The organism is Photobacterium aphoticum, assembly GCF_001029435.1.
GTDB classification, from domain to species: Bacteria; Pseudomonadota; Gammaproteobacteria; order Enterobacterales; family Vibrionaceae; genus Photobacterium; species Photobacterium aphoticum.
Genome location: NZ_LDOV01000022.1, coordinates 89,395 through 112,447 on the forward strand (window position 1 = coordinate 89,395; position 23,053 = coordinate 112,447).

Consider the following 23,053-nt stretch of genomic DNA (forward strand, 5'->3'; position numbering starts at 1 on the left):
TATGCGTTTCATCACAATTTTCGGTGTCAAGAACCATGAACTCATGACCGCAAATACAAGTATGTTGCCCTGAATCTGAAATTAGGTATTCCTCATCCTGACCACATTCCGTGCAGATTGGTAGTTCTTGCATAGGTTATACCACCTAGTTTTATTGTTAACTTTGTTGTATTTGATTCGTATAACATGGAGCATGTGTTGCATAAGTGAGTATAGTAATGCTTGTCTAGCGTGGTGAACATCAATGATGTGGAAATATTGGACAGGTCACTAATTTTATGTAATTTGCAAACACTTAAAATTGCATTTTGTTGCAGTATGATGTAGTGAATAGATATGAAAAAACCCGCACAATGGCGGGTTTTGAGGGCATTTGTCAGACTTCTGACAGGTTTTAGAACGAAGTACGCTTGTATCGGCGGTATTCTGAGCGCCAGAAGTTGTCGTCGATCTTCTCTTTAATACGCTCGTCAGTGTTCTTTGTTGCCTTACGCTGCTCAACCGCTTTCTTCGCTACTGCAAAGGCGATGTGACGCGATACGTTCTGGATCTCTTCCAGTGGTGGCAACAGTGCCCCTGTACCGTTAATGGCTAATGGTGAGCACTCTGCTAGTGCACGGCTACTTTCCATCAGCATTTCATCTGTTACACGGGTTGCACCTACAGCCAGTACACCCAAACCGATACCCGGGAAGATGTAGCTGTTATTACATTGTGCGATTGGGTAGATCTTCTCGTTGTGCATCACTGGTTCAAACGGTGAACCGGTTGCAACCAATGCGTTACCGTCTGTCCAACGGATCAGATCCGCCGGCGTCGCTTCTACACGGCTGGTTGGGTTAGACAGTGGGAAGATGATAGGGCGTTCACAATGCTTGTGCATTTCGCGAATCACTTCTTCACTGAATAGGCCCGGTACGCCAGACACACCGATCAGGATGTTTGGTTTCGCATTACGCATTACATCCAATAGCGAGATGTTATTGTCTTCTGTATCCCACTGGCTGATCACTTCACGTGTCTGTACCAATTTCTTCTGGAAGTTGATCAGGTTAGGCATGTCGTCAACCAACAGACCCCAACGGTCAACCATGAAGACTTGGCTACGTGCTTTCTGCTCGCTGATGCCTTCAGACACCATTTGTGCCACGATAGCTTCTGCAATACCACAACCCGCAGAACCTGCACCCAAGAACGTTACACGCTGATCAGACAGTTTGCTGCCTGCCGCTTTACATGCAGCCAGTAGAGAACCCACCGTCACTGCCGCAGTGCCTTGAATATCATCGTTGAAGCAGCACACTTCGTCTTTGTAACGCTCAAGCAGTGGCATCGCATTTTTCTGTGCGAAATCTTCAAATTGGATAAGAGCGTCCGGCCAACGGTGCTTAACAGCCTGAATGAAATCATCAACAAACGTATCGTATTCCTGACCAGAAATACGAGGATGACGCCAACCCATGTACATAGGGTCAGAAAGACGTTGCGGGTTGTTTGTACCCACATCCAAAACCACTGGCAGGGTGTAAGCCGGGCTGATACCACCACATGCGGTGTACAGAGACAGTTTACCGATTGGAATACCCATACCACCGATACCCTGGTCACCCAGACCAAGAATACGTTCACCGTCGGTCACCACGATCACTTTTACATTGTGACGAGAGGCGTTGTTCAGCATGTCTTCGATGCGGTCACGGTTCGGGTAAGAGATGAATAGACCACGGCCACGACGGTAAATGTTAGAGAAATCTTCACATGCAGCACCTACGGTTGGGGTGTAGATGATCGGCATCATTTCCGTGATGTGGTTTTCTACCAAGCGGTAGAACAAGGTTTCATTGGTGTCTTGGATGTTGCGCAGGTAAATGTGCTTATCCATATCGTTGTCGAACTGCATGAACTGCTTATATGCACGTTCTGCTTGTTCTTCGATGGTTTCGATCGCTTCTGGAAGTAGGCCTTCCAGGTTGAAGAACATACGTTCTTCTACAGAGAATGCACTGCCTTTGTTTAGAAGGGGAGTTTCAAGTAGCGCAGGGCCTGCGTAAGGGATATAGAGTGGGCGTTTGTCGTTGTTCATGCAATCAGCTCTGTTTTGAGTAGAGGTATGAAAAAAGCAGTTTTCATTTAAGGGCTAATCGTAGATCTACGCGCCTGAATATTCAAAGAGAATCCGTGATAATTTAGCGAATTAGATCAAGTTTTCGAGCAGATTTTTACGGTCATTAACACGGTAAAATGAAAAGTGTGAATTTTATGTTTCCATGTATCTGTGATGTGTTTCTTATGTGTGGAATATGACACGGTCGTGTGATCATGGGGTGTGTTCAATTTGGTGTTTTTTCATCCAATTGAGAATTGGCATCATCGCCATTATTTATGTGGCCGTGTTTGTTAAATGCGTTTTCATTTTGATGCTTTTGTGTTGCCATTCATTTGTTGGTTTGTGTGTTTTGTTGGGTGTTGTTCGTCAGGGATAAGTGTGAAGTGAGAGATACAAGCAAAAAGTGATGATTAAATAGACAGGATACAAGTGTGGCTCATTTGTGCGCTATAGAGACCAACGTGTGATGAATAACTGATTTACGAATAAACGCGTTATGAAGAAAGGAGGATTCGATAGGAACGTCAGTGAAAGGAATGAAGCGAGAAAATACGTTAAATCGTGTGGTGTGATATAGGCGAAAGGGAAGTAATCAACCCTTCCGCCAAATAGATTACGCTATCAATAATGCCAAGGGAATTGGCTAAAGTCCTGATCACGTTTTTCTAGGAATGCATCACGGCCTTCTTGTGCTTCGGCAGTGCCATAAGCCAGACGTGTTGCTTCACCTGCAAACAGCTGCTGACCGACCAAGCCATCGTCAGGCAGGTTGAAGCCGTATTTCAGCATACGCATTGCGGTTGGTGACTTGCTGTTGATCTCTTTTGCCCAGCGCAGTGCTTCTTCTTCCAGTTCAAAGTGATCAACCACTTTGTTGACCATGCCCATTTCATACGCTTCTTGCGCACTGTAGTTAAAACCACAGAAGAAAATCTCACGAGCACGCTTCTGGCCGATCATTTTCGCCAAGTAGGCTGAGCCGTAGCCAGAGTCGAACGATGCCACATCCGGATCGGTTTGTTTGAAGATAGCATGCTCTTTTGAAGCTAGCGTCAGGTCACACACAACGTGTAGGCTATGACCGCCACCCACAGCCCAACCCGGTACCACAGCAATCACGACTTTTGGCATAAAGCGAATCATGCGTTGCACTTCAAGAATGTGTAGGCGTCCCATGCGGGCTACATCGGCTTTACCCGCTTCTTCACCTTCGTATTTGTAGCCATCTTTGCCACGGATACGCTGATCACCGCCAGAAGAGAAAGACCACTGACCTTTTTCTGAGGGACCATTACCGGTTAGCAGTACACAGCCAACGTCAGACCACTGACGAGCGTGATCCAATGCAGTAAACAGCTCATCCACCGTTTTTGGGCGGAAAGCATTCAAACAGTCCGGGCGATTGATCGCGATACGTACTGTGCCTTGGTCTTTGGCGCGGTGGTAAGTGATATCTTCAAAATCAAAACCAGGGACGGCATCCCATAGCTCAGGATTAAAAATTTCTTTGCGGGTCATGATGACGATTGCCTCAATGAATTGGGAATAACCTCAAGCCACGAAAGACCTGAGTTTGTACAGGCTATGGACTCGAGCGTAAAAGTCAATAATTTATGAAGGAATATGACAATTCTACTGGGGAATCGATCATAATGGTTCACAAAGTGCCCAGAAAGTACGTCTGAATAAAAAAATCCGAGCGGGGTGCGAATACCGCTCGGCGAAACAGATATAAAGACAATAAAAGTGAAACGATGTGGCTTACTTTCTTTTACCCTGGCGTGCTAGGCCAATAAGTACAAGACTGGCTAAAAATAGAGGGAGTGGGGCCGGTTCCGAAATCTCAGCGGCCGGTGAATAAGCGGTGATCAATCGTGTCCAATCGCCTGGTGAGCTGGCCGTCCATGCAATTGCAGTATTGGCGCCATCAAAAAGGGTACTGTCACCACTTTCCAGCCCGCGTAAATTGAAATCATTGTAATCAATCCCCGGTAATGCCAGCGCAGAATCACTGGCAAACAGGTTAGCGTCTGATGTGATGTAAGCAAAAACTTGGGAATCAAGGACGATGTCTGCGGCAATGCTTCCTCTTTTTTTAGGATCCCATTGTACATAGTGGCTGGATACGATCGTCCCCGTCGCAATAAAGTAATCCCCATTACCGGCATCAGAGATGAAAGAGGCATTTTCATCAAAAACACGATCGACTTGTAATGGTGCTGTCAGTGTATGGTTTTGCACCTCATCCCAAGCCAGTAACTTATTATTGTTAGGATTTTTCGATATCGGGTTGGGTGGATCCTCGGTGATTTCACAACTGATTGCTGGACCTTCAGTGACACTGCCGGAACAGTTATCAATGCTGACGAGGGTCGCACGGGCAGAAAACGCACTACTTAGTAATGTGAACGTCAGGGCGGCTAGCCAAATTTTAGCGCTTTGGTAAATGGGCATAGTCACTTTTCCTATCCTCTTATTATTATGCTGATCCACACTTTTAAACGATGCAAAGATAAGGCCACTATTGTCAATTGAGGGAGGGAGATAAGGGATGAGAGATAAATAGCTGTTTAGATAAGAGAAATTTAGACGTCGGTGTGCATTAGGTAACCATGTCGATGAGGATGCCTTGCAGTCTGCAAGGCATATTGCCAAAATGCACCTCTCCTTATATTCCCAGTTTTTGTGACTCACTATGCCTATGCAGCCTGCGCATTTCTCGCTTCCTATTGATGCTATTGAAACGGATTTTCTTGCTCAATTACCGACATCCCACCTGGTGGTGGTGGCTGAAACCGGTTCCGGTAAATCGACGCGTTTGCCTGTGTGGGCTGCGCAGCAGGGGCGGGTATTGGTGGTAGAACCCCGGCGTGTGGCCTGTAGTGCATTGGCAGAATTTGTGGCTCAATATCGCGGTGAAAAGGTCGGCCATTCTGTGGGTTATGCCATTCGCTTTGATAACCAGTTCACGGATAACAGTGACATCGTGTTTGTGACACCGGGTGTGGCGCTGCGCTGGTTGAGTGAAGATGGGCTGGCGAGTTTTAAAACGGTGATCATTGATGAATTTCATGAGCGCCGTTGGGATACGGATTTGCTGTTAGCCATGCTAAAAACGCGTGCTCAACACCGCTTGGTAGTGACGTCGGCAACGTTGGACAGTGAGCGTTTAACGGCATATCTGGGCGGACAATGTTTGCAAGCGGCAGGACGAAATTTTGCGGTGAGTGTGTCGCATATTGCCTCTGACAGTCGCAATATGCCAGATGAACGCCATATGGATTCGCAGATTACGAACGTGATTGTCGAGCAGTATCAGGCACACCAAGATATTCTCGTTTTTCTGCCTGGTCGCAAAGAAATCACCCAGTGTATCGCCAGTGTGAAAAAAGCACTGTGCCGTGATATTGAAAATGGCACGCTGGATCTTATTCCATTACATGCGTCAGTGTCGGATTCGGATCGTCACCGCGCGCTGACAGAAAGTGACAAACAACGCATCATCTTTTCCACTAATGTTGCGGAAACATCAGTGACCATCCCTGGCGTGACACTGATCATCGATTCCGGCTTAGAGCGTCGCACCCATCAGCGTAATGGTCGTACCGTGCTGGGTTTACATGCGATTTCCCGGGCCAGTGCCGAGCAGCGAAAAGGACGAGCGGGTCGAGTCAGAGATGGCCATTGCATTCGGTTGTATGGGCAGGCGGCACCATTAGAGTTGATCACACCGCCTGAATTGCACCGTGAAGAATTGGTTGAGCCGATGTTGGCGGCGGCATGCTGCGGATACCCATTAAAGGATTTGTTGTTTGTCGATGCGTTGCCGGAAAAATCCATGCAGCAAGCGGCAGATAAGCTGACAGGGATGCAGGCAATCAATGACAAGGGGGAGGCGACGCCCCATGGTCGCGTGTTATATCCGTTGCCGATTGATACCTTGTTTGCTCACTTGATCACGGCGATGCCCGATAAGGCGAGCCGCGAAGCCATGGTGGATCTCTCCGCCGCATTGAGTGTGTATCAGCGCGTATGGAACATGCCCAGTGGCGAAGAGCGACTGGAAAAACTCACGAAATGGGAACCGTTGCATTGTGATGCGATGACACTCATCAAGTTGTTACGTGGTCACGTACCTGAGTGGTTGAATATCGACCCTGCTATCCTAGCGGAAGCCCGTATGCTGGCTGAACAAATCCGTGATGCATTAGGTTTACCGATGTTAGAGGTTGCCTCCTCTGTACGTCGTGAAGATTGGCTGAAAGCGGTCATGACGGCTGCACCTGAATTGGTGTTTGTACGACGTGAACGCCGACGTCAGGCATTGGGAAATGGGTACTGTGAAGTCACCATCGCCCGTGATTCACGCTATCCAGAAACCGCAGAAGCGGCACTTGTGTTTGATCAGTTTGCCTTACCCGGGAAAGGGGTGAAGCAGAATACTATTTTGGCGACGTGCATGGCTCCCGTGCCGATGGACTGGTTGAACGATTTAGCCTTTGGTGACACCGTGTTTGGCGACACCAAAGTGGATGAAGACGGTTGTTGGGTTGAGCATCAACGTGTGTATGCCGGTCGTGTCATTCATCGCCACTGGGCGTTACCGCAGGGCGAATGCGCACAAGAAGCGTTGATTGATTTAGTGCTTGAAGGGACGTTATTGCCAGGTTTATCCGAAGCCCGTCACGTAGATATTCATCAATGGAATTTGTATTTATCGCTAGGGCGCTATGATGCCTCTACCTGTTTATTGTCACCTGAACCTGTGGAATTACGATCTTGGCTCAGTGAACAGATTGATGCGCTGGGTGTGGAGTCAGCAGAAGACTTAGAGATGTTCACGCTGGATGACTTTGCATTTTCAGGGATCCCGGATTGGGAGCGCAGTGACTTTGATGCTGAGTATCCCCATCAGGTTGTATTAACAGATTTGGTGATGGAGATTGAATATCACCTTGCACGTAAGCTGGTGATCGCCGTGCACGTCAGTGGTAAGCGTAAACAAGATCCGAAGCGATGGGAACTGCCACGCTGGAATGGGTGGAAAGTGCAATACCGTAAAGCCAGCCGTGTCATTGATGTGCGTTAACGACCACGTTGTTTAACCATCATGCTTTTATCCGCAATATTCAGAGAGTGAAAATCGCGTTTTTACTCACGTGATCAATGCAACAATCTGTAAAGACAGAAAAATGCAAAGAGGTCGATTGATCTCTTTGCACCCCCTTGACGCTTCGTAGACTGCTCTCGCGTACACTTTCATAAACGTAATTAGGATGAAGCAGACAAGGAGTGTAAGCATGCAAATCCGATTAGCCATGATGGGGCTGGTGCTGTCCACCATGAGTTTGGCGCCTTTTGCTGATGAAAACGTGGATGTAATCGTACAGCAGGGATGGCCTGATAATCTTGTCGCGGCCGCAATGGCGCGCACGACACATTCAGTGCGTTACGATGGCCGCTATATGCGGATCGCTTATCCGAATGGTGATGTGCCTGCCGACATTGGTGTGTGTACCGATGTGGTGATTCGCAGCTACCGTCAATTGGGCATTGATCTGCAAGTGTTAGTCCATGAAGACATGCGTCAGCACTTTTCTTCCTATCCTTCCAAGCGGATTTGGGGGCTGACCCGTACCGACCGTAATATCGACCACCGCCGAGTCCCTAATCTCCAAATTTTCTTTGAGCGTCATGGTGAGCGTTTGCCGATCAGTCATGAAGCGATGCAATATCAGCCTGGCGAGATTGTCACTTGGATGTTACCGGGTAACTTACCGCATATCGGTATTGTGGTCGACAAATGGTCAGAGGACGGAAAACGTCCCTTAATTGTGCATAACATCGGTCGGGGACCGGTATTGGAAGACATGCTGTTTGATTACACCATCACGGGGCGTTATCGCTATCAACCTCGCAATTAACGGCGATATCAATCCGAAAAACCAGCTGCATGGGAATGCAACGATAAAGAGAAGGGACAAGGATGAAAGGGAAATTAGCTGCATTTGCAGTGCTGTGTCTGTGTGTACTGGTATGGTTATTTGTTTATGGGCGAGGGTATTGGTATCCGGTGTATACGAAAATGAAAGGCAAACAAACGGTAGCTGACGTTGTTGACAAGTACGGTGAATCGGCAGAATCACGTTTAAAAACGGCGTTTGATGACGCAGGTATGGCTTATCCCCCCAAAGAGATTGCGTTGTTAGCCGTGAAAGCTGAAAAGCGGGTCGAGCTGTGGGCTAAAGCTGAGAGCATGGCAGAAGAGTCCGTTAAGCAAGACGACGGTAAGGCTAACGTGGCATGGCAACGGGTAAAACAGTATGACGTACTTGCCGCCAGCGGAGAGCTAGGCCCTAAACTGAGAGAAGGCGACAAACAAGTACCAGAAGGGATTTACCGGATCATTGGTCTGAATCCGAACAGTGCCTATCACTTGTCGATGAAACTCAATTATCCCAATGCGTTTGATAGCCAGTGGGCGGAAAAAGAAGGCAGAACCGAGCCGGGCACGAATATTTTTATTCATGGTAAAGCGGTATCAGTGGGGTGTTTAGCCATGGGCGATCCGGCTATTGAAGAGCTGTTTGTATTGGTGAATACCATCGGCCAAGGGAATACAAGGGTGATTATTTCGCCGGTCGATCCCCGCAAGCAATCCTTAGTGCCAGCAGAAGCCGCTCAACCTTGGGTGTCGACCTTGTACCAGGATATTGAAGAGGCGTTTTTAGCGGTAAGCTCGAAGCGCTAAGCCAGCATGTTGTTATAAAAATGCACAACCTTCCTCGTGCGATAGTTCGGTCGCCATTGCTGACTGACAATGGCGGTCACGAGGAAGGGCGTGACGGTATACGAGTAAAACTAGGCGTCAGAATGAGGTTGAGCAGCCAGTTTGGCGCGAATAAACTCTGAGTGATCGACATAGATCAGCTCAGCCACCTGGCGGATCACCGCTTCCTCCATCGGATCGAGAATCCCATCGGCGTAGGCCACATCCCACATGGCTTCAATCAAGCTATAGCGCTCTTCTGGCTGAAGGGTACGCAGCTTAGTCGTAAATTCATACAGAGACACTGATTGTTGTGTTTGCGCTTGGGCCTGCGTCAGTAAGGTGTTGGCCGCTTCTTCCGTTAAACCTAACAAATGCATTAATTGATGGACTTTGGCTGTTTTTTCGCGCGGATCATCATTGTGATCGGCATTAGAGACCTCACAAAGCAGGCAAGCCATCGCTAAATTCAAAGACGGGGTGTCAACGGTACTGCCCTCACTGCCTTCATGCATGACCTGGCGGAAAAGTGTTCGTAGTTGTTTGAACATGCATATACCTCAGCTGTTCGTTGTCATCATTATTAAATGGTACGTATTAAGTATAGATGTGGCCTTGTTGGGTATTTTCAACCGATGAGCCAATGAAGAATAAGACTTTTGTAGAGGCGAAGAGTTCCCAAAGGGCAGATTTGTCGTGCTACTTATCCCATTTATCCAGAGCGTGCGTGAAAAGGTGAAGGAAAAAGGGATGCTGAGTGCAGAAAAAGCTAGTGCAGAATGCGGCGCAGGGAGTGTGCCTATGCCGGGCGAATGAGACGGCCCGGCATAGCAAACGTGCGATTCAACGACGAGGAAACATCGAGGAATCAGTCAACTTTGAATCAGAAACGCATGTTAATGATTGGGAAGACTGGGAGATCTTTGCTGACAAACGTACCGGATTTGTCGTAGTTAATCAGGCCAATCTGAATGCCTTTTTCGATGCGATCCGTTGCGTTAACAAAGCCGAACTGAACACCGTTTAAACGTGCTGTGTAGTTCACAGTACCAAACTGCAGACCCGTAAATTGACCGCCGTTGTAGTTAAAGAAACCCACATCAGCCCCTTGCGCGCTGTTGTCGTTCCAGTTTACCAAGCCAAATTTGGCACCGGTTGAATGGTTAGTGACGCGGTTTGCACCGAAAAAGACACCCACACTTAGACCAGTAAAGTTTTGAGATTCCGCTAGACCGAAAATCGGTAACTGGAAACCTGTCACAGACGGGGTTTGCCCGTAAAGCAGAGAAGCACGGAAGCCTTTGACATTGCCATCCGGTAGGTTGTTACCCGGTACAGATAATTGAATAGGTTGGTTAGCAAACGCAGGCGCAGAAAGCGTCGCGGCTAGTACTAAGCCGACAAGCGATTTTTTCATGGTGTTTACTCTGTGTTGATTAATTGCGCAAAATAATACCTTAAAGCATAAATATAATTCAAATGGATATGCTGATAGGGCAAGAAAGTGCAGGAAAGACGGCTTAGATGCCGCATTGTCCATTAGTGTGGTAGAATTCAAGCAATTTTGAAAAATAGTCAACTGAATTATCAGGAATTCCATTGAGTCAGTCGAATACCTCTCAGTCTAGCGTTTTGAACAATGAAAAAACGCTGAAGGCCGCCATTAAAGATTGCATGATGCGCGATCAGTTCCGTTTGCACAAACGCGTGCAAGGTGCGGCTCGAATTAAGAACGAACAGGCCAAGCATGCCGTGTTTGATGAGATCGCGCTCGATATTGCTAAGTCTATGCAGACTGTAGAGTTGCGCGCGACCCAACGTCCTACCATTACGTACCCAGAACAACTGCCTGTCAGCCAGAAGAAAGACGATATTGCCGAAGCGATTAAGCATAATCAGGTCGTGATCGTGGCGGGTGAAACCGGTTCGGGTAAAACCACTCAGCTACCGAAGATCTGTATGGAACTGGGGCTGGGTACCAAAGGCATGATCGGCCATACCCAGCCACGTCGTTTGGCGGCGCGCTCTGTGGCAAGTCGTATCGCAGAAGAGCTGCAATGTGAACTGGGTTCGTACGTCGGTTATAAAGTGCGATTCAATGACCAAGTGTCAGATCGCAGCCAGGTCAAACTGATGACAGACGGTATTTTGCTGGCTGAAATTCAGAATGACCGTTACCTGAACCAATACGACACCATCATTATCGATGAAGCGCACGAACGTAGTCTGAACATCGATTTCATCATGGGTTACCTGCGTGAGTTGTTGCCAAAGCGTCCTGATCTGAAAGTGATCATCACCTCGGCAACCATCGATCCAGAGCGTTTCTCTAAGCACTTCAATAATGCGCCTATCATTGAAGTGTCGGGCCGTACCTATCCGGTAGAAGTGCGTTACCGTCCGATGTCTGAAGAGTCAGAGGATAACGATCGTGATCAGCTACAAGCCATTTTTGATGCGGTTGATGAACTGTGTGATGAAGGGTTAGGTGACATCCTGATCTTCATGAACGGTGAACGTGAAATTCGCGATACCGCCGATGCACTGGAAAAACGTAAGTTACGTGATACGGAAATCTTGCCGTTGTACGCCCGTTTGTCAGCCGGCGAACAAAACCGTGTTTTCCAAACCCATGCGGGTCGTCGCATTATCCTGTCTACCAACGTAGCGGAAACCTCACTGACGGTTCCGGGCATCAAATACGTTATTGACCCGGGTACGGCACGTATCAGCCGATACAGTTACCGCACCAAGGTACAGCGTCTGCCGATTGAACGTATTTCTCAGGCGAGTGCGAACCAGCGTAAAGGTCGATGTGGTCGTGTGGCAGAAGGTATCTGTATTCGTTTGTATTCTGAGGAAGACTTCCTGTCTCGCCCAGAGTTTACGGATCCAGAAATTCTGCGTACCAACCTGGCCTCCGTTATCCTGCAAATGACAGCGATTGGTTTGGGTGATATTCAAGCCTTCCCATTCGTAGAAGCGCCGGATAACCGCAATATTCAAGACGGTATCCGCCTACTGGAAGAGCTGGGGGCGATTAATCCTAAAGCCACGGATCCCCGTAAGCGCTTGTCGGCCATTGGTCGCCAGTTGGCACGTTTGCCTATTGACCCGCGTTTAGCACGTATGGTGCTAGAAGCGCCGAAGCAGGGGGCATTGCGTGAAGTGATGATCATTGCCTCGGCTTTGTCGATTCAGGACCCGCGTGAGCGTCCATCTGACAAGCAACAAGCATCCGATGAGAAACATCGCCGCTTCTACGATAAAGATTCTGACTTCCTGACGTTTGTAAATCTGTGGAATTACGTTCAGGAGCAGCAAAAAGCCCTGTCGGGTAATCAGTTCCGTCGTCAGTGTAAGAAAGATTACCTGAACTACCTGCGTGTACGTGAATGGCAAGACATTTACTACCAGGTCAGTCAGGTCGTGAAAGAGTTGGACTACCGCCTGAACGAACAAGAAGCCAGTTACGATGGCGTTCATACCGCTTTGTTGTCCGGCATGTTGTCGCACATCGGTATGAAAGATCAGGAGAAGAACGAATACCACGGCGCGCGTAATGCCCGTTTCAATATCTTCCCTGGCTCCGGAATTTTCAAGAAACAGCCGAAGTGGGTCATGGTGGCTGAGCTGGTAGAAACCTCAAAGCTGTGGGGCCGTATTGCTGCCAAGATCCAGCCGGAGTGGGTAGAGCCACTGGCTGAGCATCTGATCAAGCGCAGCTACAGTGAACCGCACTGGGAGAAGAAACAGGCTTCGGTTGCCGCGTATGAAAAAGTGACGATTTACGGCATCCCGGTGGTCGCAAAACGTAAAGTAAATTACGGCCGCATTGATCCGGTATTGTCACGTGAATTGTTCATTCGTTCTGCGCTGGTGGAAGGGGATTGGGAAACCAAACACAAGTTCTTCCATCAGAACCGTAAGTTGCTGCAAGAAGTCGAAGAGCTTGAGCATAAATCCCGTCGTCGTGACATTTTGATTGATGACGATGCGTTGTTTGATTTCTACGATCAACGTGTTGAGCATACTGTTGTGTCTGGCCGCCACTTTGATACTTGGTGGAAAAAAGCCAGCCGTGATAACGCAGAGCTGCTGAACTTTGAACGTGAAATGTTGTTCCGTGGTGATGCAAGCCATGTTACCGATCTGGATTACCCTAACTTCTGGCACCAAGGTAACTTGAAGCTGAAGTTGAGCTACCAGTTTGAGCCGGGCGAAGACAGTGACGGTGTAACGGTTCACGTACCGCTACCAATCCTGAACCAAGTGACCGTAGACGGTTTCGATTGGCAGATCCCGGGTTTACGTCAGGAATTGGTGGTTGCATTGATCAAGTCGCTTCCTAAACCAGTGCGCCGTAACTTTGTGCCAGCCCCTAACTATGCGGATGCGTTCTTGGCGCGCGCAGAAGCCATGGCGATGCCGTTGTTGGATTCATTGGAGAAAGAACTGAAACGCATGACCGGTGTGACCGTGATGCGTGAAGACTGGAACCCAGAGCAGATCCCTGATCACCTGAAAATCACATACCGTGTGGTCGATCACCGTAACCGTAAGCTGAAAGAGAGTAAAGATCTGTACAGCCTGAAAGATGGCCTGAAAGAGAAAGTGCAGGAAACGCTGTCGAAGGTAGCGGATGATGATATCGAGCAAGATGGCTTGAAAACCTGGAGTTTCGGCAAGTTGCCTGAACGTTATCAGCAAAAACGCGGTGGTTTTGAAGTAAAAGCGTATCCGGCGATTGTTGATAACAAAGATTCTGTTGGTATCAAACTGTTTGAAACCGAAGAAGAACAGCGCACAGCCATGCAGCAAGGTCAGCGTCGTCTGGTATTGTTGAACGTACCATCGCCGATCAAATACCTGCATACGAACTTGCCGAACAAATCTAAGTTGGGTCTGTACTTTAACCCGTACGGCCGTGTGATGGATCTGATCGATGACTGTATTGCTTGTGGTATCGATAAACTGATCGAACAGCAGGGCGGTTTAGTATGGGAGTCGGAAGCGTTTGAATCGCTGAAGGAGCACATTCGTGGTGAATTGGGTGACACGGTTGTTGATATCGCCAAGCAGGTGGAAGAGATCTTAACAACCGCGTTCAATATCAATAAGCGTTTGAAAGGGCGTATTGATTTGTCCATGGCGTTTGCACTGTCTGATATAAAGGCGCAAATCGAAGGCTTGATCTTCAAAGGCTTTGCGACAGAGTGTGGCTGGCGTCGTCTACCGGATATCCTGCGTTACATGCGCGCGATTGAGCGTCGTATGGAAAAGCTGCCGATTGACCCGAATAAAGACCGCATGCATATTCTGAAAATTGAATCTGTTGTGTCGGATTACAAAGAGTTGCTGAATAAGATTCCAAAAGGCCAGCCTGTACCGGAGAAGGTAAAGGAAATCCGTTGGATGATTGAAGAGTTACGCGTAAGCTTCTTTGCTCAGCAACTTGGCACACCGTATCCGGTGTCGGATAAACGTGTTCGTAACGCAATCAACGAGTGCTAATCATTATTGAACAGTAACTTGCTGAATGCATGATAAGAGGCCGGATTTTATATCCGGCTTTTTTGTATCCGATGAAAATAATGTGACATGTTGCAGTAATTATTTGGATGTGTATTTTAAAACATCCATATGACAATTGTGCTCATCTTAAATAAACGTTAAAAATTGAAAATTTCAAAAAATAATGTTTAGGCTAGGATGAAGAAATATATTATTTTGAATAGAGGCAGCATGAAATTTGCTGTTGATAAGTCGAAAGAGAATTATCAGGAAGAGGTTGAGAGGTTACGTCAGCAAGGCTTTGAAATATTTGACGAAAATGTAGAGGCTGAATCTGAACATGATGCACTTAATCGGTATCACTCTGAGATAGGGGAGACTAAACCAACACCGAATAAGAAGCGGGAATCAGTACCATTCACGCTATATAATTTGCTTTTCTTTAGTACGAACTCTTTAAGTCGTTTGCATTACATTGGATTGAGTTCTCTCATCGGTGGGACATGTGGGTTAATTTTAAAGATTTTGTTCAATAGTATTGTTGGGTTTTATGGCAATAGTCAAAATACCCCGATCTTAATTTCAATGGCGTTAATATTCTTTCTTTCATTTTGGTTCTCTCTCGCGATGTCTGTTGCTAGGTGGAGAAATATTGGTCATAGCGGAACGGCCTATATTTATACAATGATAGTACTGATGATAATAGGCTTTATGCTTTTAACAGCGAAAGGCACTTTTGGCGTTACGATATTGTTTTCATTGTATTTGATGATAGCCCCCCCAAATTTTGTTAAGCCATCGGGCTATAGCAGTGAAGGCAATGATGAGTATGCATTTTATGCATAAGTATTATCAAGATTAATATTGCGCCGTTACAGCCGTAAACATGAAAGGTAAACAGGGATGAATTCATACAAAGTATTAGAAAGAGATAACGTTAGGCTTGCAATAGATTTGTCTAAGCTAGACTGTGAGCGCGAAATCGAGCAGCTTCAACAACAAGGTTTCGTCATCGTCTGTTATGAAATACGCGCGCAATCCCCCGCTGATGCCGTGGACGCATTTGTCGTAGGCTCGCAAACTGATCGAATTCCATTGAGTTTGTACAATATCCTGTTTTTTAAAACCAATGCGATGAAGCGACGTCACTATATCGGCATCAGTCTTCTCTCTATACTGATTTTCATTGCGATTATTTTTGGTGTTATTGAAGGCATGACGAATGTTGAGGATTCAATGTCATCAATGGGTATGCTTGTTGTCGCTGGTTTATTAGGCTTATGGTTGGGCATTGGGGTGAATGTCGCCCGTTGGAAAAATATCGGCCATAAAGGATGGTATTACCTATTGGCAGTGATTGTCGTGACAATGATCGATCTTACCATCAGTCGCGCAATTGAATATGAATTTAGCCTTGCCGGTTTAATTCTTGGTTTCTATTTACTTTGTTCACCAGAAAACTTTGCGCGTCGAAATACTGGAGGCGGTGATACAGATTCTGGTAATCATACAAAGATGGATTCTATTGATAAGCAAACTTCAGAACACTTTAATGCTTGATGCATTGCAAAACAGATTCATCGGACACAAAAAAAGCCCAACCGGGCTTTTTTTGTATGTCGCGAACAGCTGAACGATTAACGCTCCCAGTAAGCTTCTTCGAGGCAATCTTCGCGCTCAGGCAGGCCACGCGATAGGCGAGGGGCATGCTGCGTCAATACTTCGTAACTCACACGGTTAGAGTACTGACAAATTTGAGAGAATGAAGAGTATGACAAGAAGTCACCTGCGTGTTTTGCCGAGTTTGGCACGTTCGCTTTGTGGTAACGGTTGGCAGACATATCATGCAATAGTGCAGACAATGCGGCATCACCAGCACCGTTAGTGTTTTTGATTTCTACCGGGCCACCTAGGTAAGGGGCGATATGAGAGTAAACGCGAATTGGGTTTTCACACGTTGCTTTCATCATTGGACGGCTGAATTCGTATTTGTTGAATTCAGGAATACGACCAGGTAGTAGTGGTAGGGTAGATTCGCGCTTCAGCTCGTCTTCAGTGTAACCCGCCATGTACAGGCCAACAGGGCCAGCAGTACATAGTACAAGATCAACCCACTCTAGGGCTTTATCAGCGGCAACCAATGGATCTTTTTCGCCAGTCAGTGCTTCGGCTTCTTCCTCGTTCATCGCTACACAGGTAACGTGCTCTTTCAGGAACTCAATCCACCACTCTTGTTTGCCTTCAATCACATACTTTGTACCCAGTGTCAGTACAACCGGTACGTTATGCTTTTTCGCAAATTCAATGGCTTTCAGTGCTGAATCCTTCATCGGATCGCCAGGTTTGCCACGAACAAGGTAAGAGGAAAGGACAAGGGCAGACGCATTTTCAAATGCGCATTCTGGCACGAATTCAGGCTTAAGCTGATTCATTTCACCTTCGTTAATGGCGAAGGTGCGCTCACCGTCTTCGGTGATCAGGGTGTAGCAACGACCGATAGGGCCATCCACAGGTTGCAAGTAATCAAGATCCATACGGCTTGATGTGTTGCACAAGTAGCGGTAAGCGTAAGAACCGATTTTTAGATCTTGACTCATCACACCCAACAGGATGGATTTGTCATCTGCCAGCACAGAGTAGTTGTGCAGCGTGTTACCAATGGTATCACCAGGGTATTCATGGCTGATCAGATTACGTTCTTTCAGCTCTTGGTAGAGTAATTCGGCTTTATCTTCCGCAAGGACTAATGAGTGACCTTTACTTAAGTTATGGCGAGCCAGAAACTCATCATCAATACGTGCTTCGATATCAACGATGGTTTGACCAACACCAACCAAGTGGGTACGAGATAGCGGATTTTCTTGCTGGATTTGAGCAACTAATGGATCGCGGGCATTGACTGGGAAGTAATGCTTGGATTTACGCTGACCAGGGAATTTCATGTCTGAAGGCTATCGGTTAAAGGGAATTTTGATTCATTGTATCACAGAAATGCGATTTACATCCCACTTCATGACGATAAGATGACGTGATTGCATTAAATGCTGTTTTTTTGCACGAGAAGTTTACCGTCGCTGTGACGATATCGACTAACTGTTTATCTGGCATACAAAAAAACAGCCGACAGGGCGACTGTTTTTTAGGCATGTGGGAGTCAATGGCAAAGCATTAAGAGGAGAGAAGCTTGGGTTCGTGAGCGCGACTGCCACCCACCGGACGACTGACAGAAATAGAACGGCCTTTCTTCATGCCTTTCTCGTAGTCATCGGTCAATGCTTTCATGGCTTCTTGCAATTGCTGCTTGAACGTCTCACGGTCGAGGTTCTTAAACTCTTTATCGATGAAGTTTGTCATGCGCTGGTCATGATCATCATCAGTGGTCAGTACGGGCAGTTTTTCCAACGCGCCTTCCAGCCAACCGGCTAAGAAAGAAGACACGCGACGGGTAATTTCCGACGTACTTGTGCCTGTGCCTTGGAAGCTGTTGCGGAACTGGCCGGTCTGCTGGTTCATCTCACGGTAAACGACATCAAAGGCGAAGGCAGCAAAAATGGCGCGTTCAGCCATGCCGATAAACTCAGCTTGTTTGAGACCTTTATGGTTCGTCAGTACACATTCAACGCCAAAGCGGCGATTGATCCCACGAATGATCTTCAATATCTGAGGGCTGATGTCAGTTGGCAGTAAGGTGGCTGTTTTCGTTTTGCCCATTTGAATGAATTCGATATCGTCTTTTTCAAGACCATATTTCAGCATCAAACGGTGGGCCATCTTTATAGCTTGAGCGGCTTCATTGACATTCGCCGAGTTACCTAGCTCGAGGCATTTTGCAATTTTCTTCAGCGCCTTTCGCTTTTGTTCAGACATTCGGTCACACCATGGTTGAAAAGGGCGAATATTTTAACGTGATCATCCCTGTAGCACAATTCCCTTTGCGAGGGTGATGTCGCATAATAAGACACGTGTTTCATTGATAAAAAGCATGTTATGACATTGTCTTACCAAGTAATTGATGTGCCATTTGAATACCGACATACCTGTTGGTTTTGTGGTGAACCGTATTATGAATCTCACTCCTTCATGGCGTCACCGAACTATGATCAGCAGACACTGCCGATTTTAGTGCCGTGTTGCCAGGAATGTTTTTCGCTGTGTAAATCCATTAAAGTGAGTGGGTTAGACATTCTGCGCGATAAGGTCAAAGAGCAGTTACACCGTAAGTACGAAAAGCATTTACAGATCGGGATCAACTGGACCAAAGAAGAGCTCGAAGACTGCGAATTTGAAGGTAAGGCACTGGAAGGGTTCAAAGAAAGTGCTTGGGCCATGTATGAAATCGCCAAAGGACGGGTTAATTATGCCGGGTGGCCGCTGGCGATAGATGGCCAGCCGATGGCATCTTTCAGTAGCGCCTTTCATGTACAGTTTGATGGCGTCACGTATACCAGCTTGCAGCATGCGGTTGAGCAGCTCGCAAAAGCTTATGCCATTCCGCAACCTTACTTGGAAGAAGTGATTGAAGTGGTGGGGCGTGAGAAATTGGCCTATGCCATTCGCTTTGCGAAAACCACGTATGGTTATTCTGCACAAGAGCGTATGGCAAGCATTGCCAGTTTGCGCGCATTATTAGCGGAAGAGCAAGCATTGTCGATGCCGATGACAACCCCGTCTTCCGGCATTGATGTTCCGCTGGCTGATATCCGTGAGTTTATCTTACATCGCACCGTGATGCCTGCTGTGGCGACACAGTGGCTGTTCAAACACGGGGTGACGACCTTGCAACAATTGGCTGATCAAGAAGATGCGTTCTTTGCGCATTTTGGTCAGGATTCTGAATTCACCGCCTTTACCTATTTCAATGCCATGCAGATTTATCTGGAACAGCGCGAATTAGATATGCAATGGGCGAAGGAGCACGATCCCAACCAAGCATGGTTTGCTAAGTTATAAGTTTCAACCCGTGGTGAGGTCGGCATTCAGTTCGACGATCAGAAGATAAAAGAAAAGGCGCAGTGTGCGCCTTTTCTGTTTGTTGCTTATGTATATGTAGAAAGTGGTGGATGCGATTACTGGTTTTCGCGCGACCACACCATGGTTTTACCGTTCTCATCAAACGCCAATACGTTGTATGGGTCTTTTTGATCGTTGTATTCCATACCCGGTGAACCCATTGGCATACCACCTACCGCCAGGCCTTTCATACGCTTTGGCTGAGATTCCAAAAAGCGAACAATCTCGTTGGCAGGAATATGGCCTTCAAAGGTGTAACCATTGATCTCAGCGGTGTGACACGATGCATACTCTGGACGTACACCCAGTTTGATTTTCACTGGCGTCAGGTTCTCTTCAAACACCATGTCCAACTTAATGTCGTTCTCTTCCATGTGTTTAACCCACTCTTTACAACAACCGCAGTAAGGTGACAGGTAGTTAGTCCCTGTGTACTTTGCGGCAAATGCAGATGTGGTCATGGTTAGCAGGGCAGCCGCCGTCAGTGTTTTAGCAATCGTGGTGTTGAATGTCTTTTTCATAATATGTACCTGTTAAATCGTTGAATAGTTGTTGTGATGCCTGCGCCAGTCAGCGCCTTGTGCATCAAGGATGAATCAAGATTTAACAGGTGACAGGAGGACGAAAAATAAACTCGGTATTCGTGAGTTGTTTTTCAACAGGTTCAGCAAACCCGTGTGACAAGGATAAGGGGTGGTAGGCGATTGCATCGGCCAAAATTGCAAAATGCAGATTATGAGATTGGCATTGCATATCATCGCAGCAGTTGTCATTACTGTGCGAGCCGCTGGTGTGCTGGCTTTTAGCGCCGTGTTGAGTGCTATCTTGCATGAGCATTGAGGTACAACATTCTGGTGATGTTGGCATGCTCTTCGTGCAATGGCTGCGCATATCGGCAGGTATGTTATGTGGCTGGGAAGCAGATGCAGTGATGCCAAAAGACGCTGACAAAATCAGCATCAGGGCAATCACACATTTTGTGATGAATTGCTGTAATCGCATACTCAAACCACACATCCAAACCATATTTCGCGATTATATCGAGTAAATCAGCAAAATCACAAACAGAAGATTGTAAGAAAATTGCGATAGGTCAAAAAATGACAAGCCTTTGAACCCACATCAGGAATCCTCCTACATACCTCTGAAAAGCCATGAAGCCTTGTGTGACGTGGCTTTCAAAGCAGCAAAGACTGACTTTTCCCTGACAAATTATCCGGTCAGGTACGTTTTAATTACTACAATTAGAAAATTATAGCTTTTTAGGATTTTTGGGGATGCAATACACAGAACAGGACCGTCAGGTACTACATGACACATGGATGAGTTACAAAGCAAAGATGCGCGTTACGCAAATTGAGATGGCAAAGAAACTGGGTGTCAGCCAGCTTGTTTTTTCTGATATCTTGCGAGGCAGCGTGCCGCTAGAACATCGTTTCGTGACGCAGTTCTGTGGTTATATCGGAGTCGATCCGGTGTTGACCTTGCCATCATTGCGTAATCAGGTTGGGGCGGCGTTGCCGAATCAGGTGACATTGACCAATACCTATATTGTGGATGGCGATATTAAAAACGTGCGTTACAGTGGCAACCAGATCGTGGTTGAGTATGTTCACAGCGTCGACATGGCAAACGCCTAAGCAGCAATGACGAATAAAGCCGTTCAGTTAACGTTAGAGCGTTCAAAAAGAACGAACCGCGATAAAGCGTCGCATATAAAGAAGCCCTCATTCACGAGGGCTTTTTTATGTCTGCAATTTATGCTTATAAGCAGAACGATGAGATAACGTATTTTGTTACGATTCAGACTGCCACTCTGGCACACAGAGATAAAGCAGCGCCGCACATCCTACCGATGCCAATAAGTCTGTTGGCCAATGCATGCCCAGCCAAATGCGACTGACGCCCACACCGGTTGCCCACACAATCAACGCAGCTGCAGGCACATAGTGTCGACGGCGTAAGAAGAAGCCCCCCCAGAACACCACACATACCGCCACAAAGATGGTATGGCCAGAAGGCAGTGAATAGTTGGTTTCACCTAACCAATGCTGGATACGCCATTCACTGACATGTTGACGCGCTTCCATCACCGCATGATCTTTCCCTTTTTCATCCAACTGATAGAAATCTTCCGGTGACGATACAATGCCCAGAGCTTCTAGCTCGTAGGTATATGGGCGAGGCACTTCCGTAAGATGCTTTAAGCCACTTTTGGCAGCAAAGCTTAACACCAGCAAAATGGCGAATTGTACGCCGAGTTTCAGAAATTGTTGACGCGGTACTTTTAATAGTAATGGAATAGCCATCAGCACGCTGACCGTGATCAGAAAACCCGGTTTACCGGCCGAGAAAGTTAACGCTGAAAAAAATTGCCCCGCAACGTCTGAAGCTGGTGCGGCCAGATTGGCTTGCGAGTAAAACATAAGCACGCCGGATAGGAGTGTGCCGAACAGTAGCAGAGCAATGAGCCCCGGAATTTTTTTAGCAAAAAATGAACGTAAAGTCATAACGGTATTGCATCGGAAAAAGGGAGGAAATCTTAGCAAAGTCTAGCGGGATGAACGTAAAATAAATGTCATATCACTCAGTATTTAATGCTTAATACGCATTTCTGTGTGAGTTGTGTACGATTTTGGCTGTGATTGATGTCTTTGTGATGCAAAGCACAATGAGAAAAGGGATAGATAGGATGAGAATTGCGTTAATTGGATTAGGGGATATTGCGGTGAAAGCGCATCTTCCTGTGCTTACTCAAATGAATGGTGTCGAGTGGGTGTTTTGTACACGTCAACCGCAGCAGCTAGCGCAATTAGCGGCACAATACCGTATTACTGAGTGTTACACCGATTATCGTGAATTGGCTAACGCGCGGTTAGATGCAGTCATGATACATGCGGCCACACAGGTACATATCGAGATCGCACAGTTCTTTTTACAGCTTGGGCTACCGATATTCGTTGATAAGCCTCTGGCTGACAATTATGCCGACTGTGAGCGCTTGCATGAACTCGCCGCCAGTAAGCAGTTGCCGATTTTTATGGGGTTTAACCGCCGTTATATTCCGCTTTATCAGACACATTTGACCGGTATGCGAGGCGATACCGATGACATGAGTGAAGCACTGCGTGGATTACGTTGGGAAAAACATCGTCATGCTTTGCCGGGGGAAGCGCGTACCTTTGTTTTTGACGATTTTATTCATCCGCTCGATAGCATCAATGTGTATGCCAATGTGAAGCCGGAAGATGTGCAAGTTAACGTACAGTTTGAAAACACGCATGAAAAGGCAAGTGGCTTGCCACGTATGACTCGCTTGGATGTGCAATGGCAACAGCGCAATGGATTATTTCAGGCATCCATGAATCGCCTGCATGGCATAACGAGTGAAACGGTTTCAGCGCAATATCACAATCGAAGTTACCGTTTTGATTCGATGACAGAGGGTGTGTGTTGGCAGGCGAATCAAGAACAACGAGTAAAATTGCCGGATTGGACGCCTATGCTGGCGTCAAAAGGGTTTCATGCGATGGCAGCACATTGGCTAGAGGTGGTATCCACTGGGCAGCAAGCGCAATATTATACCGATAGAAACTTGCATACCCATTTATTGGCCGAACATGTGCTGAATAGGGCATTGAAAGGCTAAATAC

18 protein-coding genes are annotated in these 23,053 nt (G+C 46.9%); 9 read left to right on the forward strand and 9 right to left on the reverse strand.

The genetic code is table 11. From position 1 onward, the window contains the following. Positions 1-394 precede the first annotated feature (394 nt). The 3 genes from ABT58_RS12365 to ABT58_RS12375 all read right to left on the reverse strand — a co-directional run bounded on the left by ABT58_RS12365 (position 395) and on the right by ABT58_RS12375 (position 4,567). The gene (locus ABT58_RS12365) at positions 395-2,083 is read right to left on the reverse strand and encodes an NAD-dependent malic enzyme (RefSeq protein WP_047874716.1); all 1,689 of its coding nucleotides are present in this window, start codon (positions 2,081-2,083) and stop codon (positions 395-397) included. A gap of 645 nt (positions 2,084-2,728) precedes the next feature. Beyond that, entirely contained in the window at positions 2,729-3,625 is an 897-nt protein-coding gene (locus tag ABT58_RS12370; RefSeq protein WP_047874717.1) for a 1,4-dihydroxy-2-naphthoyl-CoA synthase, read from the reverse strand. Positions 3,626-3,868: 243 nt separating this feature from the next. Next, complete coding sequence (locus ABT58_RS12375) at positions 3,869-4,567, reverse strand: hypothetical protein (protein ID WP_146147182.1); 699 nt, start codon at positions 4,565-4,567, stop codon at positions 3,869-3,871. Positions 4,568-4,802: 235 nt separating this feature from the next. On the opposite strand from ABT58_RS12375, the gene ABT58_RS12380 reads away from it, so the two are divergent. The 3 genes from ABT58_RS12380 (at position 4,803) to ABT58_RS12390 (ending at position 8,858) form a co-directional block, all read left to right on the forward strand. Then, positions 4,803-7,196, forward strand: a complete 2,394-nt coding sequence (locus ABT58_RS12380; RefSeq protein ID WP_229821648.1) for a DEAD/DEAH box helicase — start codon at positions 4,803-4,805, stop codon at positions 7,194-7,196. Positions 7,197-7,407: 211 nt separating this feature from the next. Continuing rightward, positions 7,408-8,031: a DUF1287 domain-containing protein gene (locus ABT58_RS12385; protein ID WP_047874719.1), complete on the forward strand. Its 624-nt coding sequence runs from the start codon at positions 7,408-7,410 to the stop codon at positions 8,029-8,031. A gap of 62 nt (positions 8,032-8,093) precedes the next feature. Beyond that, complete coding sequence (locus tag ABT58_RS12390) at positions 8,094-8,858, forward strand: L,D-transpeptidase family protein (protein ID WP_047874720.1); 765 nt, start codon at positions 8,094-8,096, stop codon at positions 8,856-8,858. Positions 8,859-8,968: 110 nt separating this feature from the next. On the opposite strand, the gene ABT58_RS12395 is transcribed toward ABT58_RS12390, so the two are convergent. Both ABT58_RS12395 and ABT58_RS12400 read right to left on the reverse strand, forming a co-directional pair. Further along, positions 8,969-9,427 carry a tellurite resistance TerB family protein gene (locus ABT58_RS12395; RefSeq protein ID WP_047874721.1) on the reverse strand — a complete coding sequence of 153 codons (459 nt, stop codon included), beginning with the start codon at positions 9,425-9,427 and terminating at the stop codon, positions 8,969-8,971. A 332-nt stretch (positions 9,428-9,759) separates the two neighbouring features. Next, positions 9,760-10,293, reverse strand: a complete 534-nt coding sequence (locus ABT58_RS12400; RefSeq protein WP_047874722.1) for an LA_2272 family surface repeat-containing protein — start codon at positions 10,291-10,293, stop codon at positions 9,760-9,762. Between the two features lie 215 nt (positions 10,294-10,508). Here ABT58_RS12400 and hrpA point away from each other — a divergent pair, with 215 nt between their 5' ends. The 3 genes from hrpA to ABT58_RS12415 all read left to right on the forward strand — a co-directional run bounded on the left by hrpA (position 10,509) and on the right by ABT58_RS12415 (position 15,950). Beyond that, positions 10,509-14,390 (forward strand): ATP-dependent RNA helicase HrpA, encoded by a 3,882-nt coding sequence (hrpA, locus tag ABT58_RS12405; RefSeq protein ID WP_268248400.1) that lies wholly within the window; start codon positions 10,509-10,511, stop codon positions 14,388-14,390. 231 nt (positions 14,391-14,621) lie between these two features. Beyond that, complete coding sequence (locus tag ABT58_RS12410) at positions 14,622-15,236, forward strand: DUF805 domain-containing protein (protein ID WP_146147184.1); 615 nt, start codon at positions 14,622-14,624, stop codon at positions 15,234-15,236. A 57-nt stretch (positions 15,237-15,293) separates the two neighbouring features. Next, the gene (locus tag ABT58_RS12415; protein WP_047874724.1) at positions 15,294-15,950 is read left to right on the forward strand and encodes a DUF805 domain-containing protein; all 657 of its coding nucleotides are present in this window, start codon (positions 15,294-15,296) and stop codon (positions 15,948-15,950) included. Positions 15,951-16,027: 77 nt separating this feature from the next. Here ABT58_RS12415 and ABT58_RS12420 read toward each other — a convergent pair whose 3' ends face one another. Both ABT58_RS12420 and ABT58_RS12425 read right to left on the reverse strand, forming a co-directional pair. Next, a complete protein-coding gene (locus tag ABT58_RS12420) occupies positions 16,028-17,332 on the reverse strand; it encodes an inosine/guanosine kinase (protein WP_047874725.1) in 1,305 nt (434 codons plus the stop codon). Positions 17,333-17,558: 226 nt separating this feature from the next. Then, positions 17,559-18,257, reverse strand: coding sequence for a DUF2786 domain-containing protein (locus ABT58_RS12425; RefSeq protein WP_047874726.1), 699 nt, complete (start codon positions 18,255-18,257; stop codon positions 17,559-17,561). A 120-nt stretch (positions 18,258-18,377) separates the two neighbouring features. Between ABT58_RS12425 and ABT58_RS12430 the strand changes: the two genes are divergently transcribed. Continuing rightward, on the forward strand, positions 18,378-19,340 hold the full coding sequence (locus tag ABT58_RS12430) for a hypothetical protein (protein ID WP_047874727.1): 963 nt from the start codon (positions 18,378-18,380) through the stop codon (positions 19,338-19,340). Between the two features lie 116 nt (positions 19,341-19,456). On the opposite strand, the gene ABT58_RS12435 is transcribed toward ABT58_RS12430, so the two are convergent. Then, positions 19,457-19,921, reverse strand: a complete 465-nt coding sequence (locus ABT58_RS12435) for a DUF411 domain-containing protein (protein ID WP_047874728.1) — start codon at positions 19,919-19,921, stop codon at positions 19,457-19,459. Positions 19,922-20,677: 756 nt separating this feature from the next. On the opposite strand from ABT58_RS12435, the gene ABT58_RS12445 reads away from it, so the two are divergent. Further along, a complete protein-coding gene (locus tag ABT58_RS12445; RefSeq protein WP_047874730.1) occupies positions 20,678-21,040 on the forward strand; it encodes a helix-turn-helix domain-containing protein in 363 nt (120 codons plus the stop codon). Between the two features lie 156 nt (positions 21,041-21,196). On the opposite strand, the gene ABT58_RS12450 is transcribed toward ABT58_RS12445, so the two are convergent. Then, positions 21,197-21,826, reverse strand: a complete 630-nt coding sequence (locus tag ABT58_RS12450) for a phosphatase PAP2 family protein (RefSeq protein ID WP_308428533.1) — start codon at positions 21,824-21,826, stop codon at positions 21,197-21,199. Positions 21,827-22,092: 266 nt separating this feature from the next. Between ABT58_RS12450 and ABT58_RS12455 the strand changes: the two genes are divergently transcribed. Then, on the forward strand, positions 22,093-23,049 hold the full coding sequence (locus ABT58_RS12455; RefSeq protein WP_047874732.1) for a Gfo/Idh/MocA family protein: 957 nt from the start codon (positions 22,093-22,095) through the stop codon (positions 23,047-23,049). Positions 23,050-23,053 lie beyond the last annotated feature (4 nt).